The sequence below is a fragment of the Ensifer sp. B1-9 genome, assembly GCF_050474445.1.
GTDB lineage: Bacteria > Pseudomonadota > Alphaproteobacteria > Rhizobiales > Rhizobiaceae > Ensifer.
Genome location: NZ_JBCHVG010000014.1, coordinates 137,046 through 155,261, shown reverse-complemented (window position 1 = coordinate 155,261; position 18,216 = coordinate 137,046). Strand labels below are relative to the sequence as shown.

The 18,216-nt window shown below is 57.5% G+C and carries 16 protein-coding genes; 11 read left to right on the top strand and 5 right to left on the bottom strand.

Features of this window, described 5'->3' with window-relative positions:
- Window positions 1-47: 47 nt before the first annotated feature.
- The 5 genes from ACQ5BM_RS25695 (at window position 48) to otnC (ending at window position 4,739) form a co-directional block, all read left to right on the top strand.
- Window positions 48-1,175 (top strand): S-(hydroxymethyl)glutathione dehydrogenase/class III alcohol dehydrogenase, encoded by a 1,128-nt coding sequence (locus tag ACQ5BM_RS25695; RefSeq protein WP_429817488.1) that lies wholly within the window; start codon window positions 48-50, stop codon window positions 1,173-1,175.
- 2 nt (window positions 1,176-1,177) lie between these two features.
- Window positions 1,178-2,014 carry an S-formylglutathione hydrolase gene (gene fghA / locus ACQ5BM_RS25690; protein WP_429817486.1) on the top strand — a complete coding sequence of 279 codons (837 nt, stop codon included), beginning with the start codon at window positions 1,178-1,180 and terminating at the stop codon, window positions 2,012-2,014.
- A 51-nt stretch (window positions 2,015-2,065) separates the two neighbouring features.
- Complete coding sequence (gfa, locus tag ACQ5BM_RS25685; protein ID WP_429817484.1) at window positions 2,066-2,629, top strand: S-(hydroxymethyl)glutathione synthase; 564 nt, start codon at window positions 2,066-2,068, stop codon at window positions 2,627-2,629.
- Window positions 2,630-2,814: 185 nt separating this feature from the next.
- Window positions 2,815-4,080, top strand: a complete 1,266-nt coding sequence (gene otnK, locus ACQ5BM_RS25680; RefSeq protein ID WP_429817482.1) for a 3-oxo-tetronate kinase — start codon at window positions 2,815-2,817, stop codon at window positions 4,078-4,080.
- Entirely contained in the window at window positions 4,077-4,739 is a 663-nt protein-coding gene (gene otnC, locus ACQ5BM_RS25675; protein ID WP_429817480.1) for a 3-oxo-tetronate 4-phosphate decarboxylase, read from the top strand. Before otnK ends, otnC begins: the two co-directional genes overlap by 4 nt.
- 377 nt (window positions 4,740-5,116) lie before the next feature.
- Here otnC and denD read toward each other — a convergent pair whose 3' ends face one another.
- Window positions 5,117-6,103 carry a D-erythronate dehydrogenase gene (gene denD, locus ACQ5BM_RS25670; protein WP_429817478.1) on the bottom strand — a complete coding sequence of 329 codons (987 nt, stop codon included), beginning with the start codon at window positions 6,101-6,103 and terminating at the stop codon, window positions 5,117-5,119.
- Between the two features lie 548 nt (window positions 6,104-6,651).
- Between denD and ACQ5BM_RS25665 the strand changes: the two genes are divergently transcribed.
- The 6 genes from ACQ5BM_RS25665 (at window position 6,652) to ltnD (ending at window position 13,654) form a co-directional block, all read left to right on the top strand.
- Entirely contained in the window at window positions 6,652-7,671 is a 1,020-nt protein-coding gene (locus ACQ5BM_RS25665) for an ABC transporter substrate-binding protein (RefSeq protein WP_429817476.1), read from the top strand.
- 67 nt (window positions 7,672-7,738) lie between these two features.
- Window positions 7,739-9,241, top strand: coding sequence for a sugar ABC transporter ATP-binding protein (locus ACQ5BM_RS25660; protein WP_429817474.1), 1,503 nt, complete (start codon window positions 7,739-7,741; stop codon window positions 9,239-9,241).
- 44 nt (window positions 9,242-9,285) lie between these two features.
- Complete coding sequence (locus ACQ5BM_RS25655) at window positions 9,286-10,212, top strand: ABC transporter permease (protein WP_429817472.1); 927 nt, start codon at window positions 9,286-9,288, stop codon at window positions 10,210-10,212.
- A gap of 86 nt (window positions 10,213-10,298) precedes the next feature.
- Window positions 10,299-11,186, top strand: a complete 888-nt coding sequence (locus ACQ5BM_RS25650) for an ABC transporter permease (RefSeq protein ID WP_429817470.1) — start codon at window positions 10,299-10,301, stop codon at window positions 11,184-11,186.
- Window positions 11,187-11,190: 4 nt separating this feature from the next.
- Entirely contained in the window at window positions 11,191-12,267 is a 1,077-nt protein-coding gene (locus ACQ5BM_RS25645) for a Gfo/Idh/MocA family protein (protein ID WP_429817468.1), read from the top strand.
- A 484-nt stretch (window positions 12,268-12,751) separates the two neighbouring features.
- Window positions 12,752-13,654, top strand: a complete 903-nt coding sequence (ltnD, locus tag ACQ5BM_RS25640; RefSeq protein ID WP_429817650.1) for an L-threonate dehydrogenase — start codon at window positions 12,752-12,754, stop codon at window positions 13,652-13,654.
- 199 nt (window positions 13,655-13,853) lie between these two features.
- Here ltnD and ACQ5BM_RS25635 read toward each other — a convergent pair whose 3' ends face one another.
- The 4 genes from ACQ5BM_RS25635 to ACQ5BM_RS25620 all read right to left on the bottom strand — a co-directional run bounded on the left by ACQ5BM_RS25635 (window position 13,854) and on the right by ACQ5BM_RS25620 (window position 18,176).
- Window positions 13,854-14,990: a Gfo/Idh/MocA family protein gene (locus ACQ5BM_RS25635; RefSeq protein ID WP_429817466.1), complete on the bottom strand. Its 1,137-nt coding sequence runs from the start codon at window positions 14,988-14,990 to the stop codon at window positions 13,854-13,856.
- Window positions 14,991-15,001: 11 nt separating this feature from the next.
- Window positions 15,002-15,763 carry a sugar phosphate isomerase/epimerase family protein gene (locus tag ACQ5BM_RS25630; protein WP_429817464.1) on the bottom strand — a complete coding sequence of 254 codons (762 nt, stop codon included), beginning with the start codon at window positions 15,761-15,763 and terminating at the stop codon, window positions 15,002-15,004.
- Between the two features lie 282 nt (window positions 15,764-16,045).
- Window positions 16,046-17,110: a sugar phosphate isomerase/epimerase family protein gene (locus ACQ5BM_RS25625; RefSeq protein ID WP_429817462.1), complete on the bottom strand. Its 1,065-nt coding sequence runs from the start codon at window positions 17,108-17,110 to the stop codon at window positions 16,046-16,048.
- Between the two features lie 43 nt (window positions 17,111-17,153).
- Window positions 17,154-18,176 carry a LacI family DNA-binding transcriptional regulator gene (locus ACQ5BM_RS25620; protein WP_429817460.1) on the bottom strand — a complete coding sequence of 341 codons (1,023 nt, stop codon included), beginning with the start codon at window positions 18,174-18,176 and terminating at the stop codon, window positions 17,154-17,156.
- Between the last annotated feature and the right edge of the window lie 40 nt (window positions 18,177-18,216).

The following is an 18,216-nucleotide window of genomic DNA, read 5'->3' as shown; positions in this document are numbered from 1 at the left end:
ACCTGCGACCGGCTGCGTGCGCTTAGAGCAATAGAGGAGATCAGACGATGGACGTACGCGCCGCCGTTGCCGTTCAGGCAGGCAAGCCACTCGAGGTCATGACGGTTCAGCTCGAAGGCCCACGGGCTGGCGAAGTGCTGATCGAGGTCAAGGCCACAGGCATCTGCCACACCGACGACTTCACGCTTTCGGGTGCCGATCCGGAAGGCCTGTTCCCCGCGATCCTCGGCCATGAAGGGGCCGGCATCGTTGTTGATGTCGGCCCGGGCGTCACGTCGGTGAAGAAGGGCGACCATGTCATTCCGCTCTACACGCCCGAATGCCGCGAGTGCTACTCTTGCCTTAGCCGGAAGACCAACCTTTGTACCGCGATCCGCTCGACGCAAGGGCAAGGCTTGATGCCCGACGGTACCTCGCGTTTCTCAATCGGCAAGGACAAGATCCACCACTACATGGGCTGCTCGACCTTTGCCAACTACACGGTATTGCCGGAAATCGCCGTCGCCAAGGTCAACCCGAACGCCGCCTTCGATAAGATCTGCTACATCGGCTGCGGCGTCACCACCGGCATCGGCGCCGTCATCAACACGGCCAAGGTGGAGATGGGCGCGACCGCGATCGTCTTCGGTCTCGGCGGCATCGGTCTCAACGTACTGCAGGGCCTGCGTCTCGCGGGTGCCGACATGATCATCGGCGTCGACATCAATCCGGACCGCAAGGAATGGGGCGAGAAGTTCGGCATGACGCATTTCGTCAACGCCAAGGAAGTCGGCGACGACATCGTTCCCTTCCTCATCAACATGACAAAGCGCAACGGCGATCTGATCGGCGGCGCGGACTACACGTTTGACTGCACCGGCAACACCAAAGTCATGCGCCAGGCGCTCGAAGCCTCCCATCGCGGCTGGGGCAAATCTATCGTCATTGGTGTTGCCGGTGCCGGGCAGGAAATCTCCACCCGTCCGTTCCAGTTGGTCACCGGTCGCAACTGGATGGGCACCGCCTTTGGCGGTGCACGCGGCCGCACCGATGTGCCGAAGATCGTCGACTGGTACATGGAGGGGAAAATCCAGATCGACCCGATGATCACCCATACGATGCCGCTCGAAGACATCAACAAGGGCTTCGAGCTGATGCATTCGGGCGAAAGTATCCGCGGCGTCGTGGTCTACTGACAATGAAGACGATATCTACCGCGAAGTCGTTCGGCGGCGTTCAGGGCGTATATTCCCACGAATCTGCCGAATGTGCCTGCGATATGACCTTTGCCGTGTTCGTGCCGCCGCAAGCGGCGGAAAGGCCGTGCTCGGTCGTCTGGTACCTGTCTGGACTGACCTGCACACACGCCAACGTCATGGAGAAGGGAGAATACCGTCGCCTAGCGGCCGAGCTTGGCCTGATCGTGGTCTGTCCGGACACGAGCCCGCGCGGCGACCAGGTTCCTGACGAAGACGAGAACTGGCAGTTCGGGCAGGGAGCAGGTTTCTATCTCGATGCGACTGAGGCACCTTATGCCCGGAACTATCGCATGTACTCCTACATCACCCGCGAGCTTCCAAAGCTTTTGGCCGGGGAGTTCCCCGTCGACATGACCCGGCAGGGCATTTTCGGCCACTCGATGGGAGGTCACGGCGCGATCACGATCGCGCTGCGGAACCCAGGGCGGTTTCGCAGCTGTTCCGCGTTCGCCCCGATCAGCAGGCCCACGCTCTCCGGCTGGTCGGACCCGGCATTTCGTAAATATCTGGGGCAGGACGAGGACAGCTGGCGAGCCTATGACGCCTGTCTGCTGATCGAAGACGGCCACAGGTTCCCCGAGTTTCTGGTTGACCAGGGAACAACCGACAGCTTCATCGAGGATGGCTTGCGCCCGGGCGAGCTTCAGAAGGCCTGCGGGCAAGCCGGCATTCCGCTGATGCTGCGCATGCAGGAGGGCTACGGGCACTCCTACTACTTCATCTCGACGTTCATGGATGATCACCTCCGCTGGCACGCGGAGCGACTGAAGCAGTGATTGCAGACGGTCGGCCATCTTTGGCGGCCAAAAAGGAGGAAGGAGAGAAGCATGACACTACACCCATCGATCGATTCCGGGTTCAAGGCGACGGATGCGTCGTTTTCGGGCGGCACGCTCGTATGCAACTGCACGAGCAATCCGGTTAGGGTGCAGATCAAGGGCGACATCGCCCATAACCATGCCTGCGGCTGCACCAAGTGCTGGAAGCCGAAGGGGGCAGCATTTTCGATCGTAGCCGTCGCGCCGACGGATAACGTCGAGGTCCTCGAAAACGGCGACAAGCTTGCCGTCGTCGATCCGGCTGCGCTCATCCAGCGCCATGCCTGCAAGGATTGCGGGGTGCACATGTACGGTCCGGTCGAGCGCGACCATCCGTTCAAGGGGCTGTCCTTCGTGCATCCCGAGCGCTTCCAGGAAGAGGGCTGGGCAAAGCCCGGCTTTGCGGCCTTCGTCTCGTCGATCATCGAAAGCGGTTACGATCCTGCCAAGATGGACGGCGTACGCGCGAGGCTGCGTGAGATCGACCTTGAACCTTATGATTGCCTCAACCCTGGTCTGATGGACTACATCGCGACCTGGACGGCAAAGAAGAGCGGTATCCTTTCTGCGTGATATTCCGACGCCGGGCCGACTATGGCCGGCGTCGCTTGTCAACATATGTTGCAAGTGAGGGAGGAGCAGCGTCAGGGACTGACCGCCTTCAGAGGTCAGAGCGGCGTAGCGAATCCTTTGCAAGGACCATGGTAGCTAAGCTCTGCTTGAGCTGTCAGCCGCTTCATCACATAAGGAAACAATCGATGCTGCTTGGCGCAATAGCGGACGACCTCACAGGTGCAACCGATCTGGCCCTAATGCTCTCGCGCGAAGGCATGAGAACGATACAGACGGTCGGCGTACCTCCTTCTAATTTGGATCTGAACAGCTACGACGCCGTTGTTGTTGCGTTGAAGTCGCGGACAATACCGGCTGCCGAAGCTGTCTCGATGTCCCTAGCGGCACTGGATTGGTTGCAGGCGTCCGGGGCCCAGCAAATATTATTCAAGTATTGTTCGACCTTTGACTCTACAAAAAAAGGCAATATTGGCCCGGTTACCGATGCTCTTTTCACCAGAATGAAAGCAGGTCTCACCGTGGTCTGCCCAGCATTGCCCGCCAATGGAAGAACCGTTTACATGGGGCATTTGTTCGTTACCGACAAACTGCTGTCGGATAGCCCGATGCGCAACCATCCCTTAACGCCGATGCTGGAATCATCTTTGGTCAAGCTCATGGCGGCCCAGTCCAGGCTCAAGGTCGCACTTATCCCACATGAGGCCGTTGCAGGAGGTGTTGAAGCGATATCTCGGGCCTATGCTTCTGCCCGCAGCGAAGGTAGCCAGGTGCTGGTTGTCGATGCCCTCTCAGATAAGGATCTCCGAGTAATTGGCGAGTCACTAGCGGATTTCCCGTTGATTACGGGAGCTTCAGGCATCGCAATTGGATTGCCGGATAACTTCCGGCGCCGCGGCCTACTAAAAGACGTCGCAGGGGTCGAAGCCTTTATCGCCCCAAAAGGCCAAGCAGCAATTCTCGCTGGATCTTGTTCCGAAACAACGCGATTGCAAATCAACACCGCCATTGGGGCGGGGGTGCCGGCCCTCAAGGTTGAACCAACTGCAATTGCTGATGGGACCACATCAGTGGACAAGGTCGTGGATTGGGTCCTGACACAAAATACAACAGCTCCACTTGTCTATTCGAGCGCGGAGCCAGATGAGGTGCGGGCTTCCCAGGTCGCGTTAGGTCGTGAATATTCTGGTGAAATCGTGGAGAAGTTCCTTGCACGGACATCCGTTGAGTTGCGGAGGCGCGGCGTACGCAAGCTTATTGTCGCTGGTGGTGAAACGTCTGGAGCGGTAGTTGGCGCGCTCGCGCCACCCGCGCTCCACATAGGCCCAGAAATTGATCCAGGTGTACCATGGACATTGACAGTAGGTGGTGACGAAGCCATGGCGCTGGCGTTGAAGTCCGGAAACTTCGGCGGATCTGATTTTTTCATTAAAGCTTGGGATTTCATAAAATGATTGGAGTCTTATCCGAAGAAACCCGCTTGCGCGACGAGATCGTATCAATCGGCCGCTCGCTCTTCGACCGTTGCTTTACATATGGATCAACCGGCAACATCAGTGCGAAGCTGTCGAATGGAGAAATCCTGATGACGCCGACGGACGCTTCACTTGGTACGCTGGAGGGATCGGCCCTCTCTAAGTTCTCTGCAGAAGGCGTGCACATCGGCGGGTCTAAACCAACCAAAGAGGCATTCCTGCATCAATGCATGTATTGCGAACGCATCGATGCCGGGGCAGTGGTGCATTTGCATTCGACCCATGCTGTGGCCGTTAGTCTGATCGAAGGACTTGATCCTGAGGATCTGCTTCCCCCACTGACTGCATACTACGTAATGCGCGTCGGAAAGTTGCCTTTGGCCCCGTATTTCCCGCCTGGCGATGTAGCACTAGCGGAAGCGGTGCGGGAGAGGGCCAAAAGCAGTTCGGCGGTACTGCTCGCCAACCACGGACCCGTGGTGGCCGGTAAAACATTGAAAGACGCGCAGTATGCGACCGAGGAACTAGAGGAGACAGCAAAGCTTTTCTTGATGTTGAGATCGGAAAACCTCAGGCCGCTTACGCCGCTGCAGCGCAGCTATCTGTTGCAAAGAGAAAATAGCGCGACGGAAAAGTAAGAGCGGATCGAGCCTCTCTGACGCAAACTAGCATGGTCGTTGCTGTTGACGGAACTTGCTCGCACCATGAGGGCATTCGCTCTGGAGGCCGCTGCACCGGCTGAATCGATGGTTTTTTGGCCGCCTGACATTTGTATGAACTGGGTGCACGCGTGAAGATGTAACGTGAGGCCAAACTCAGTCTGTCGCACGGTAAGCACCAGGTTTATGGCTTTACTTTGCGATCGGCATCAGTAAGCAAACGGCAAACCTCCTGCCTGCGGTGTGGTCGAGTCCGTTACGGCCGGCCGCGTAGCGGCCGGCGCGCTCATGATGCCCGGCCGGTCGGTATCATTTTTTGCTCGATCAAGGCGGCCCACGCCCGGGCTTGTCTCAAGTTAGCCGAGGGCGCCCCCCAATTCGTCCTCAATGTGCGCATGGATAATTTCGTCCATGGAAGCTTCTGCCTTGAAACCTAAGCTTTTTGCCCGCTCAGCGGAGAACGCCTTTGGCCAGGATGAAACAATTCGGAGGATGGCTGCGTCAGGAACCTCTTTAATCAAAGTGGTGGCCTTGTTCCCGGCAACACGCCGCAAGGCTTCAATTTGCTCGCCGACAGAGGCTGAGACACCCGGCAAATTCAGGCTTCTCCGCGCACCGAGCGGCGCCAGATCGATCTCAGCTGCATGGAGCAGCGCGCCAACCGCTGATCGTGGGCTTGCAAACCAATGACGCAATTCTCTTGGAACGGGCAGGACTGCTTCCTCCCCAATCAATGGTTCGCGGATGATGCTCGAGTAGAAGCCAGATGCTGCCTTGTTTGGTTTGCCTGGCCGGACGCAAATGGTCGGTAGTCGAAGAGCGATTCCGTCGAGAAACCGGCGTCTTGAATAGTCCGCTAAGAGTAGCTCACCAATCGCTTTTTGCGTCCCGTAACATGACAAGGGTGCCAAAACAAAATCGTCTGGTATCTCGTCCGGTAGCGGAACGCCGAAGACTGCGAGCGATGATGTGAAGATTACTTTAGGGCAGTACGGTTCGATATCGCTTTGGTGTCGAATGGCTTCAAACAGATAACGCGTCCCATCCAGATTGATTAGGTAGCCCTTCTCAAAATCCGCTTCCGCATCACTGGAAACAATAGCAGCGAGATGGAAAATGACATCAGGACGGCCGGCTATCAGACGTTTCGCCGCGCCGTACGTGGACAGATCAGCTGTGACGCACATCTGCTCGATTTTCGATGACGTGTCCGCTTGAGGCGCCACGACATCGACTAAGGTCAGTCGTGAAACGATTTTCGCTCCAATCGAATGGTCGCCACAGATTTGGCGAGCGAGCTTTTTCCCAATCATACCAGCTGCGCCGATGATCATGACGTGCATAGGTTTCGCCTTTCATAAACAAGAAGTGACATTTTAGATGTAATGGGTTGACCCCACAGTCAGTGGTTGTTCCTTGGAAGACTTTCGCGAAGTCGAACCATTCAATGCCACCGTCAACGTTGGTTGTTGAGCAAGGTTTCTTGCTGGCGCCGACCAGGATTGTCAGAACGGCGAGCATTGTGGTGACATAATCATCGTCCTCCTTCAGGTGCGGAAAAAGAACGGCGCCGCCGCGCCGTTTCAATTTATCTCAGCGCTAACATTTTTCTCTTGCTCTCGGCAAGTATTTTATGTTAGCGCTGAGATAGATTTTCACAAAGCCGACTGGATGACGGCAGATCGAGTGAAGATCGCCTTCATGGGCTCAGTTTGAGTCTGAAGAGGGCAACCTCGCGATTGCTGGGATTTGGGGGTCTACCGCTTAGCCGGCAGCCGTGATTGTGAATGGGAGATTTGGCGACGGACGGTCGTTACCAGAGAGGGTCTGGTCGCCACCGGATGTTCTTGGATCCATTGCAACGAAGTACCTTAAAGACTTGGAGGAAGTCATGAAGAAGCTATTGATTGGCACGGCCTTGGCAGGCTTGTTGATGGGGACTGCAAGCGCCCAGGCCGGTTACAAGATCGGTGTCTCAAACTCTGTGCAGGGTAACGGCTGGCGCGAAGAGATGGTCTGTGCGATGAAAGCCGAAGCGCTCGCCTCGGGCAAAGTCGACTCGTTGAACATTGCTCACCGCAACACCGATGCCGCGGGCCAGCTTGAAGATATCCGCAATCTTATCCAGGCAGGCGTCAATGCGATAGTAATCAATCCCGCGAATGCCGATGGCATCAACGCCGCGATCAAGGAAGCGACCGATAAAGGTATCGTCGTGGTCGCCGTCGATCAGGCTGTGACCGAGCCGTCCGCTTACATTCTCTCAAACAACCAGGAGCAATATGCGTATCTCGGCGCCAAATGGCTATTCGAGAAACTAGGCGGCAAAGGTGCGGTGGTTTACATGCGGGGCGCTGCGGGCGCGGGTGCTGACAACGACCGCGACAAGGGCTTCAAACGCGCGCTGAAGGAATTCCCCGGTATCACCGTTGCCAAGGAAGTCTTTACCGGCTGGCAGCAGGATCAGGGCAAGCAGCAGATCAACGATATCATAGCCTCTGGTATGAAATTCGATGGCGTTTGGACCTCGGGCGTCGACAACGTGATCGTTGATGCGTTCACCGAGTCTGGCACGCCGCTGGTGCCCATCGTAGGTGCCGACACTGCGGGCTTTGTCTCGCAATTGATGACGGTACAAGACCTCAAGGGTGCGGCCGTGACTAATCCCGGTTCAGTCGGCGGTGCTGGAGTTGCTCTCGCAATCCAAATTCTCGACGGCAAGAAGCCGGCCGATAAGACCGTGTTGGTCGACCCTGTTGTTTGGGACAACACGACCGATGCGGGCAAGGCGTTGATCGCTGCCAGCCAGAACCCGAACCTCAGCCCGGAATGGCCTGTGAGCGTCTCGATCCCGGGCTGGACGCGCTACTCGATGGACCAAATCATCGCGTGCAAAGGTCCCGGTGAGTGATTGGGCGGGGCTTCCGGGAAATGCCGGAAGCCCCATTTCTATTACACAGTTGCACGTAGAGATCCGTATGATGAAAGCCGATGTCCAAACACCGGTCCTTGATGCAGCCTCCGTCTCCAAGCGCTTCGGCGCCGTCGTAGCGCTTCGCGACGCATCGCTCCGCGTGAACCGCGGCGAGGTTGTCGCGTTGATGGGGGCGAACGGCGCGGGTAAGTCGACCTTCGTCAAAATCCTTACCGGCGCGTTGAAGCCTGATGGCGGCCATGTTCGTATCCATGGGCGTGAGGCCCATGTCGGGTCTCCCGCAGAAGCGCGACGATCTGGCCTGGTGCCTGTTTATCAAGAACCATCCCTCATCCCCGATCTGACCGTCGGAGATAACCTGCGCCTCTGCAACATCTCTGCTGAACCGTTTCAGCATTGGGTGCGTGAACTTGGCATTATCGATCTCCATCTCGATGAGACTATCAAGAATTTGCCGCTCGCAACGCTGCGCATTCTCGATCTTGCCCGCGCGATCGCGAGCAAGCCGGACGTACTTCTACTCGACGAAATGACCGCTGCTCTACCGTCCAATCTTGTCGAGCGCGTTTTGAAAGTTGTCCGTCAGCTGGCGGATAACGGGTGTTCGATCATATACATCTCACACCGGTTCGCAGAGATAGCCGGCATTTGCGATCGCACCACCATCCTGCGCGACGGTGCCACTGTAGGCGATCTCGCGATCGTGCCAGGTGTGGAAGAGCGTGCTGTTGAACTGATGCTTGGCGCCGCCATCAGCGCCGCAGTGTTCGAGGCACGTGAGACAAGAAAGACGGCGGAGGACAAAATCCCCCGGCTGCGTGTGCGCAATCTCGGAACCGGCGCGCGGCTCGAAGACGTCTCGCTTGATCTTTACAAGGGTGAAGTACTCGGCGTTGTCGCCCTCGAAGGACAGGGCCAGGACGAACTGTTCGACGCGCTTTCCGGAAACAGGCGTGCCGCTAAGGGAACAATTGAAGTCGACGGCAGCCCAGTTTCGTTCCATCATCCCGCCGACGCGATCGCTCTGGGAATAGGCTTGGTTCCTGGCGATCGTGCGCATGCACTGGCGATGTCCCGTTCGGTGCGCGAAAACATCGCAATTCCGCAGTTTGCGCGCATCGGAAAATGGGGACCGGTCGCAATGCGCGATGAGGCCCGACGCGTAAACCGGGCCGTCGAGCGTATGCAGATCGACATGCGCGCCCAAGGCGAAGTACGCCGACTGTCGGGCGGCAATCAGCAGAAAGTAACGATTGCGCGCTGGATAGCCAGCGGCATTGAAACGCTGCTTTTGTTCGATCCGTCGCGCGGCATCGATGTGCGCACGAAACGTCAAATTTACGATCTCGTGCGGGAGTTGGCCTCACAAGGAACATCGGTCCTCTTTTACACATCGGAACTCGGCGAGATCCAGGCTGCCTGCGACCGTGCTGTGGTGATATTCAATGGGCGCGTGGTTGATGTCATCAGCGCGTCGGAGGCCACGGAAGCGAACCTTCTCCGCGCCGCCCATGGACTTAGTGAAAAAGCGGCGGTGCACGCATGAACCGACTTGTTTCTCGACATGGATGGGTCTTGGGACTCGCCGTAATGCTGCTGGTACTTGCAGCCCTCGCAAAAGTCCTTCAGGCCGATTTTGGCTTCTCCGGCCTCGAATCGCTGGCTCGCGCCGCGCTGCCGTTCGCCTTCGCGACGGCTGGTATGACGATAGTCATCATCGCCGGAGGGATTGATCTTTCAATTGCTGCCATGATGGCGGTAGTTAGTGTGACCGCGGCCGTTCTGATGACCGGCGTCAGCGAGACCGAAGCGGTCCTCGTCGTTGTTTTCGTGTTGCTTCTCGGGCTCGCCATGGGCGCGTTGAATGGCGCGCTCATCGTCGTAACGCGCGTGCCAGATATCGTGGTAACACTTGCCATGCTCTTCGTCTGGCAAGGCGTGGCCCTCCTTATCTTGAACGCTCCGGGTGGAGCGGCCGCGTCCTGGCTTCGTAGTCTCGTTGTTGGCGGCGCGAGCTTGCCCGGCATACCCCCGGGACTGACGGGGTGGTTGCCGAAGGCGCTCGTATTCCTCGTGGTTTGCGTTGCCGCCATCTGGATTCCCATCCGGCGCTCGAAGCTCGGCCTCATGCTTTATACCATCGGCAGTGACAGAATGGCTGCCTTTAGGTCCGGCGTCCCTGTAGGATGGGTACGCATCGCAGCTTACTCGCTTGCCGGGCTTTTTGCGGCACTCGGCGGACTTGCGGTTACCATGAGCACAGGGATAGGCGAGCCGATCCCAGGCCCCTATCTTCTTGCGAGCGTGGCGGCCGTGGTTTTGGGGGGTGTGGTTCTTGGCGGCGGGCGCGGCACCATTCTTGGACCGATCCTTGCGGTTTTCGTCCTGCGATTGGTGCGACTCGATCTCACCTTGCTCGCTGTTGATCCAAACGTGACAGTCATCATCGAAGGGATAATCATGGTAGTCGTTGTGATGATCGGCGCCGTGCTCATGACAAGGACAGCAAGACAATGAGCAACTCAATAGCGCAAGCACCGACACTGCAAAACTTCAAGCGCGCAGTGGCTGGCAACCCACTCATTCCTCTGCTCGCGCTCCTCATGGGCCTGATTGCTCTCCTCGAGCTTATTCATCCCGGTATCGTGAACCCGCTCTGGCTCGGCAACACCGTCCGATTTGCCATTCCGCTTGCTATGCTTGCCGCTTGCCAGACACTTACGATGCTGACCGGAGGCATAGATCTATCGGCTGGTACCGTTGCAACTATCTCGGCATTCGTCACCGCCACGCTCGCGCCACAGCTTGGCGCGCCGGCGGCCATCACGGTGGCCCTGCTTTGCGCCGTGCTCGTCGGCCTGCTCAGCGGCTTCGGCATTGCCGTCTGCCGGGTGCATCCGTTGATCATGACGCTTGGCACAGGCCTTATCGGCGTCGGATGCTTGCTCGTTTATCAGCGTTATGTAATTTCGAGCGGTACACGCATCCCGGAATTCCTGGTTTGGCTTGGGACCGGCCGCACTTGGGGCGTGCCGAATGCATTGGCGCTCTTCGTGCCCTTTGCTGCACTGCTGATCTGGGGCCAGCGCCGGACCGGCTTTGGAAGGCTCCTTTATGCCGTCGGCGCCAATGAAGAGGCAGCACGCCTCTCAGGTGTCAGAGTGTGGCAGGTGCATCTTGCTCTCTACGCGCTGTCGGGGTTCATTGCGGGACTTACCGGCCTTCTATATCTCGGTGTCGTAAAAACGGCCTCGCTGTCACTCGCTTTACCTCTCGACCTTCCTTCGGTTGCTGCGGCGGTGGTGGGCGGTACCTCTATTTTTGGCGGGCGTGGCGGTTATGGCGGCACCATTGTCGGTGCGCTGATCCTTGCGGTGCTTGCCACCATGCTCACCATGTTACAGATGCCTGAGGGCGCGCGGCGGATCATATTCGGGCTCATCATACTGCTGGTCACCGCCATTTACGTGCGCGCGACAGACAGGAACTAGGGCGATGGCAAAACTTCGAGTCGCCGGTATTAGTTTCGATCACATGCACATGGGCGATCTCTTGCGGCTCGTGCACAGCAACGCCGACACAGAAATTGTTGGGATCTTTGATCCCGATCGCAACAAGATGGCAAGCGCTATCGAAAACTTCTCCATTTCCGAAGGCCAAATTTTCACCGACTTCGACGCCTGCATGCAAACGGCAAAGCCGGACATCGCTATTCTCTGCGCGGCCACCGCTGAACATGCAAATTACACCGAGCGCTTGGCGGCTTACGGCGTTCATGTGCTTGTCGAGAAGCCTTTCGCAGCTTCGGTCGCTGATGCGAGGCGTATGATCGCAGCAATGAAGCCAACCGGCAAAATCCTGGCAATCAACTGGCCACTTGCCTGGGTTCAAAGCCATGTGACAGCCAAGCGCCTCATTGAGGAGGGCGTGATCGGCTCGTTGAAGGAAGTGCATTTCTATGACGGAAATCGCGGTCCACTCTATCACCTTGCCGATAAGGTCGAAGTCTCTCCGGAAGAGGTCGAGCAGCAGAAGCCTACGTCGTGGTGGTACAGTAAGGCTTCGGGCGGCGGCAGTCTGCTCGACTATCTGGGATATGGTGCAACACTCGGCACCTGGTATATGAATGGCAACGCACCCGTGGAAGTGACCTGTACGGTCGACGTTACTCCGGGCATCGAAGTCGATCAGCACTCGATCACCGTTTGCCGTTACGCGGTTGGGCTCTCCAAGATGGAAACGCGGTGGGGGACATTCACCGACCCGTGGACCATTCAACCCCAACCATCGTGCGGGTTTGTGTTTGTCGGTTCGGACGGAACCATTGCCAGCCTTGACTACGGAGATCACGTCACGCTGCAAACACGCGCGCAGCCGACACCAACCTCGGTGCCGGTGGATCCGTTGCCCGACCGACGTAGCAACGCTATCGAGTATGTCGCAGGCTGTATCAGGAGCGGCGCACCCATCACTGGTCCGCTCGATCCAGAGTTGTGTCTGATCGCGCAACGCATCGTCGACACTGCCGCCCAGTCGGTCCGCGAGAAGCGCACTTTGCCTTTGCTACCTTAAGCCACCCGCCGTAAGCCCCCGCGGGGCCCTTTCTCTCCCAATGAAACTGTTTCAATCTTAACCTTGAGCATGTAACAGCGCGAACATTCAGGTGGATATCGGATCTATCTATGACATTCACACCATTCTGGCACACCCAAATGGGCTGAGTGTCCCACGCCGAACCGGGCGCCGCTGCTTTTGCTCTCCGTTGCAGTCATGTAGTACCTCGAGAACCGCTTAGAGTTGTGAAGTGTTCGGCAGGATCGTGTGCCCAAGAGGGGATCAGAAGGCTCAGAGACGAATGAAGACTATGCCCCGACCCAGTCCTCCGAAATTCAGTGGAATGCATTTCCTTATGCGGACCGTGGCTGTAGGTTCTGTCGCGGCAGTTCGTTTAGACTAGGAACCACTGAACGATTGCTTGTTGGCGCTTGCTGTTGAGAAACTGCAAGGCTCATCTTTCAAGGACCACTATATGACAAATCCATTGACAAACGAGGAAATGCTCCAGGTGGCATTGGTAGTTGGCCTTGGAGCAATGGGCATGGGCATGGCCCTCTCGCTCAGGAAGGCTGGCTTCGATGTGATCGGTGTCGATATCTCCGCAGATGCCGTTTCTCGCTTCGTGCAGGCAGGCGGCCGCGCCGCTTCCAACGTCGCAGAAGCGGCAAAAGAAGCCGACATCGTCGTTTCGGTGGTCGTCAACGCGGCGCAGACGGAAAACGTCTTGTTTGGTGCGGGCGGCATAGCAGATGTTATGCGTCCTGGGACCGTATTCATCTCGTCCGCAACGATGGATCCCGCCGTGGCCGGCAAGCTCGCCTCGCAGCTCGAGACAAGAGCCGTTCACTATCTCGACGCACCGATTTCGGGGGGAGCGGCGCGCGCCGCGAGTGGCGAGCTGACGGTCATGGCCTCAGGGACAAAGGCTGCTTTCAGCGCCGCCCGGCGCGCCCTCGATGCGATGGCTGCCAAAGTCTATGAACTCGGTGATGCCGCTGGCGCCGGCGCCGCCTTCAAGATGATCAACCAGTTGCTCGCGGGCGTTCACATTGCCGCCGCCTGCGAGGCGATCTCGCTTGCCGCGAAACTGGGACTTGACCTCGACAAAGTATATGAGGTGATCACGGCGTCCGCCGGCAATTCGTGGATGTTTGAAAACCGCATCCCCCATGTGCTTGCCGGCGACTACACGCCGCTCAGCGCCATTGAGATTTTCGTCAAGGATCTCGGCATCATCCAGGATATGGCGCGGACTGAGCGCTATCCGGTTCCGCTCAGCGCGGCTGCATTGCAAATGTATCTTGCAGCCAGCGGCGCAGGCATGGGCCGGGACGATGATTCCTCGCTCGCTCGGCTCTACGCCCAACTTTCTGGTGTGGCGCTCCCCGAAAAGACCAAGTGAAGTATGCCAAGTTCGCCGCTAATCTGGCGGCAGTGTTGAACCCGGTGTCCTTTGTGGATCGCTCGCAGTAGCTCCTCCTTGCGGCCGCCCTGCGGCGCCGCCGGCTTCAACCAATGCAGGGCTTCAGCGTTCTGGGAACTGCGGTGACACCGGTGTGCGTCTCTCCACCACTGCCACTGCCGTCGTCATTGCCAAGTCGTCACCTACGCAGTAGCGACCGCGCTTCTTCGACCCCGAAAGCTGCCGGCTGCGTGCAGGTCGTGGCAATGTTAATAGTCCTACCCTCGTCGGCAGACCTTAGAATCGACGTCAAGACGTCAATCGTATGCAGCGAGCGGTCGAGCGAGCAACGATGATCGCGGCCGGTCTCGACGCCAACCATCATGTCCGCGAGGCCGGCGCCGCGATAGTTGGCCAGCGTACCCCAACTAAATTCGTAGTTCTCTGCAGTCAGCGGATGATCCCACCCGTCCACTTGCTTGAGATTATTGTCCGTGCCGGCGACTTCCACCTTACCTCCGAAATAATTTGAATCCGGTAGGAAAATTGCGCCATCGGTTCCATAGAGTTCCATGTTCTGATGACGGCTCGCCCAAACGTCCCAGCTTGCCATTAGTGACACCTGCGCGCCGGTGAAGAACTCCAGGATCGCATGCACATTCGTCATGACGCTGACCGGCACCTTTTCGCCATTGCGCGGGCCATTGCTGATGATGCGCTCGTCCTTGGCCCTGTTGGCAAAAGCGACGACACGCTTCACCGGACCGATTAGGTTCACTAGGTTCGTGACGTAATAGGGGCCCAAGTCGAGGATTGGACCACCGCCGGGCTGGAAGAAAAAGTCTGGGTTCGGGTGCCACATTTCCATTCCCGGCCCAAGTACGTGGGCGGTGCCGGACATGATTTTGCCGATTTTGCCGGCGTCGATCAGGCTGCGGGCGAGCTGATGCGCGCCACCGAGATAGGTATCCGGCGCAGAGCCGACACGCAGGTTTCTTGCTTTGGCGATTCTGCTCAAATCCGCGCCTTCCTCAACGGTGAGCACGAAAGGTTTTTCCGAATAGACATGCTTGCCGGCTTCCAGAGCACGCTTGGAGACGGGATAATGTGCTGCAGGGATTGTTAGGTTAAGAACCACCTCAACAGCGGGATTGGCGAGCAGCGCATCGATCTCCTGCGCTTCGACGCCGAATTGCTCGGCGCGTGCCTTAGCGGCCGCCATGTCGATGTCGCTGCAGGCCATGACCTTGAGATTCCTGTACAGCGGGACCAGCTTGAAATAGGCTTCAGAAATGTTTCCGCAGCCGACGATACCTACGCCATATTCCTTCGTCACGGTGTATCTCCTCAGAATGCGTTAATGGTCTTGATAGAGCGCGTGGCGAGGCGCACCAGATCGGATGGATTATCGTGCTCAACGATAAAATGTTTCGCTTTTGTGGCCTTGCAAGCAACGAACAGTGACTTCCAGTCGACGGTACCATAGCCGACATCGGCCCAGCCGCCTTCGTCGATATTTTCACCGGCCGGCGCGATGTCCTTGACATGCACAGAGGTGATGCGGTCCTTGTAAACCTCGATGAACTTCTTCGGGTCGGCGCCACCGCGGATGACCCAGGCGACATCGATCTCCCAGGAGAGGCTGGGTGCAGTCTCGAACATGCGGTCATGCGGCAAGGAGCCGTCCGGCAGTGCTTCGAATTCGAAGCCGTGATTGTGCCAGCCAAATTCAAGACCAGCATCCTTGAATGGCCTAGAGGCCTGTTCAAGCCGCACGCCAAAGGCATCCCATTGGCTCGCGTCCTTTGGCCAGTTGTCCGGTACGGGGGCCGGCGCAAAGATCGAACTTATGCCAAGCGTCTCGGCAATGGAGAGGATTCGTTGAGGCTCGTTCTCGAGCTGGATAATATCGAAATGGCTGGTGGCCATCTTCAGCCCATTTGCATCGAGATCGGCCCTCAGTTTGTTGACTGCGTCCCCATCCATCGAGCTGTAAAGGCCCCCAAAGCCTTCAACTTCTTTGTAGCCAAGCGAGCCGAGAAGCGCCAGCGTATCGCCGAGCGGTGGGAAATTGCGGGCACTGTAGAGCTGGAAAGAGACATTTGTCATCGGTCAGTTCCTTAAGTAAGGGCTTGACGTGCCCCGATTGAAAGCCTTGGCCCGCGAAGCGCGAGCGTGCTCTTCTCCGCCAGGCCACAAGGTTAAAGTTGGATGCGTTGACATTGACATTCTCGGTGCAGCGCCTGTGGGCTGAGCGACACTTGCACCGCTTCGCACGCTGCTCTCGCGTAACCTCTGGTGTCGGACGGTTCCCAACGCCATCTGCGACCCGGGGAGGGCAGGGCAGATGTGCCGTAGACGGCCAAAAGCACGGACGCCTACCAGCGAGGCTCAGGTGTGCGCGCTCAACCCAAGCATCCGACGGTTGGCAGCCGCATCCGTCCCAGCGTCGGCGAAGTCATCAAACGTTCGTTCGGTCACGCGGATGATGTAATTTTTGATAAGCTCTGCACCTTCTCGAGCACCGTCCTCGGGGTGCTTGAGTGCACACTCCCATTCGAGCACAGCCCATCCACCGAAGTCGTTGGCAGCCATTTTCGCAAAAATGGCTGGAAAATCTACTTGTCCGTCACCTATCGAGCGGAACCGACCAGCTCGATTGACCCATGATTGAAACCCACCGTAGATGCCTTGCCGGCCGCTCGGATTGAACTCGGCATCCTTGACATGGAACATCTTGATGCGATCGCGATAGATGTCGATGAAGTCGAGGTAGTCCAGTTGTTGAAGAACGAAGTGACTTGGATCAAAGAGCAGATTCGCGCGGGGGTGGTTGTTCACCCGCTCAAGGAACATTTCGTAGGTGACGCCATCGTGCAAATCTTCGCCGGCATGAAGTTCATAGCAAAGGTCGACGCCAGCTTCATCGAATGCATTGAGGATAGGAGTCCATCGGCGGGCCAGTTCGTCGAAAGCTTCTTCCACCAATCCGGCCGGGCGCTGAGGCCAGGGGTAAACGAATGGCCATGCCAACCCACCTGAAAAGGTAACGTGTGCGTTCAGTCCGAGGTTCTGAGATGCCTTGGCTGCCCGCAACATCGTCTGCACTGCCCACTCTTGACGCGCTTTCGGATTGCCGCGCAAGTGAGAAGGGGCAAAGCCATCAAACGCAGTGTCATAAGCCGGATGCACAGCGACAAGTTGACCTTGGAGATGGGTGGAAAGCTCGGTAATTTCGAGACCGTGGCTCTGGACGATTCCCTTGACCTCGTCAGCGTAGGTCTTTGAATCGGCGGCCTTCTCTAGGTCGATGAAGCTAGACACCCACGTCGGGATCTGTACACCCTTATATCCTAGGCTTGCCGCCCATTGGCAAATTCCATCCAGGGAATTGAAGGGGGCCACGTCGCCCGCGAACTGGGCGAGGAAAATTGCAGGCCCTTTGATAGTTTTCATGGTCGTGATCCAATGCGAGTTTGAAGTTGGATTTAGTGATGGTTCAAGAGTCGAGCGCTCGCGCGCGCCTAACGGATTCCCGCGCCACCAATTCCGTTGTGAGTTCCACAACCTTTGTCGTTTTTTCCCCGGACAACTGCGCGATCATCATGGACATCGCTTGTCTGCCGATTTCTCGACGAGGCTGCCGAATAGTGGTGAGTGGAGGGTCTACGGCGTCGGCCAAGATTATATCGTCGAAGCCAATAACGGAGATATCCTCCGGAACTTTCTGTCCCAGCCGACGCAGTTCGCTGATGGCTCCGATGGCCATCTGGTCACTGGCGGCAAAGATTGCTGAAAACTCGGCGCCGGCCTCCCTCAACCGGCGCACCGCTGAGCGACCTGCCTCGATGCTGTAGTCTCCGGGCACGACGAGTTTATCATTATAAGAAATGCCAGCCTCGCGCAGACCCATCCGGTAGCCTTCAAGCCTTTCAAGGGCCAGTTGCTCAGGCAAAGGCCCTGCCAGGTGCACGATACGACGGTGACCTTCGTCAACCAGATAGGCGATCGCCTGCCGTGACGCTTGGGCATTGTCCACTTTGACAGTGGGGAGATCGAGTCCGGGGAAGGCCTCCGAAGCAATGACAAGGGGCGGCAATTGATCAATTTTTTCGGTCAGCTCAGCGGGAAAATGACCTACCATGAGAATGAGCCCGTCCGCCTGCTTCTGCCGAACCATCTCAATATGTTGTTGGACCTGTGCTTCGTCGTCTCGTGCATCGCTGAGAAGGACTCTGTAGCCAGCCTCGCGTGCTACTCCATCGATCCCTTTGTAGATCTCAAGGTAAAACGGATTGCCGATGTCACGCACGAGCACAATCACGGTTTTGGTCGATTGTTGGCGAAAAGTTCGGGCTTGCGCATTCGACACGAAATTCGTTTGCCGAACCGCAGCCAAGACTTTCTCTCTGGTCTCGGCTTTTACCAACTCGGGATGCTGCAGTGCGCGCGATACGGTCGCGATAGAAACCCCGGCGATCGCGGCTACTTGTCTAATGTTGGCACTGCCGGGATCCGTCATCTGAAAACCTAACTTAAATCTCGCCCGCCGGTCGACTTGC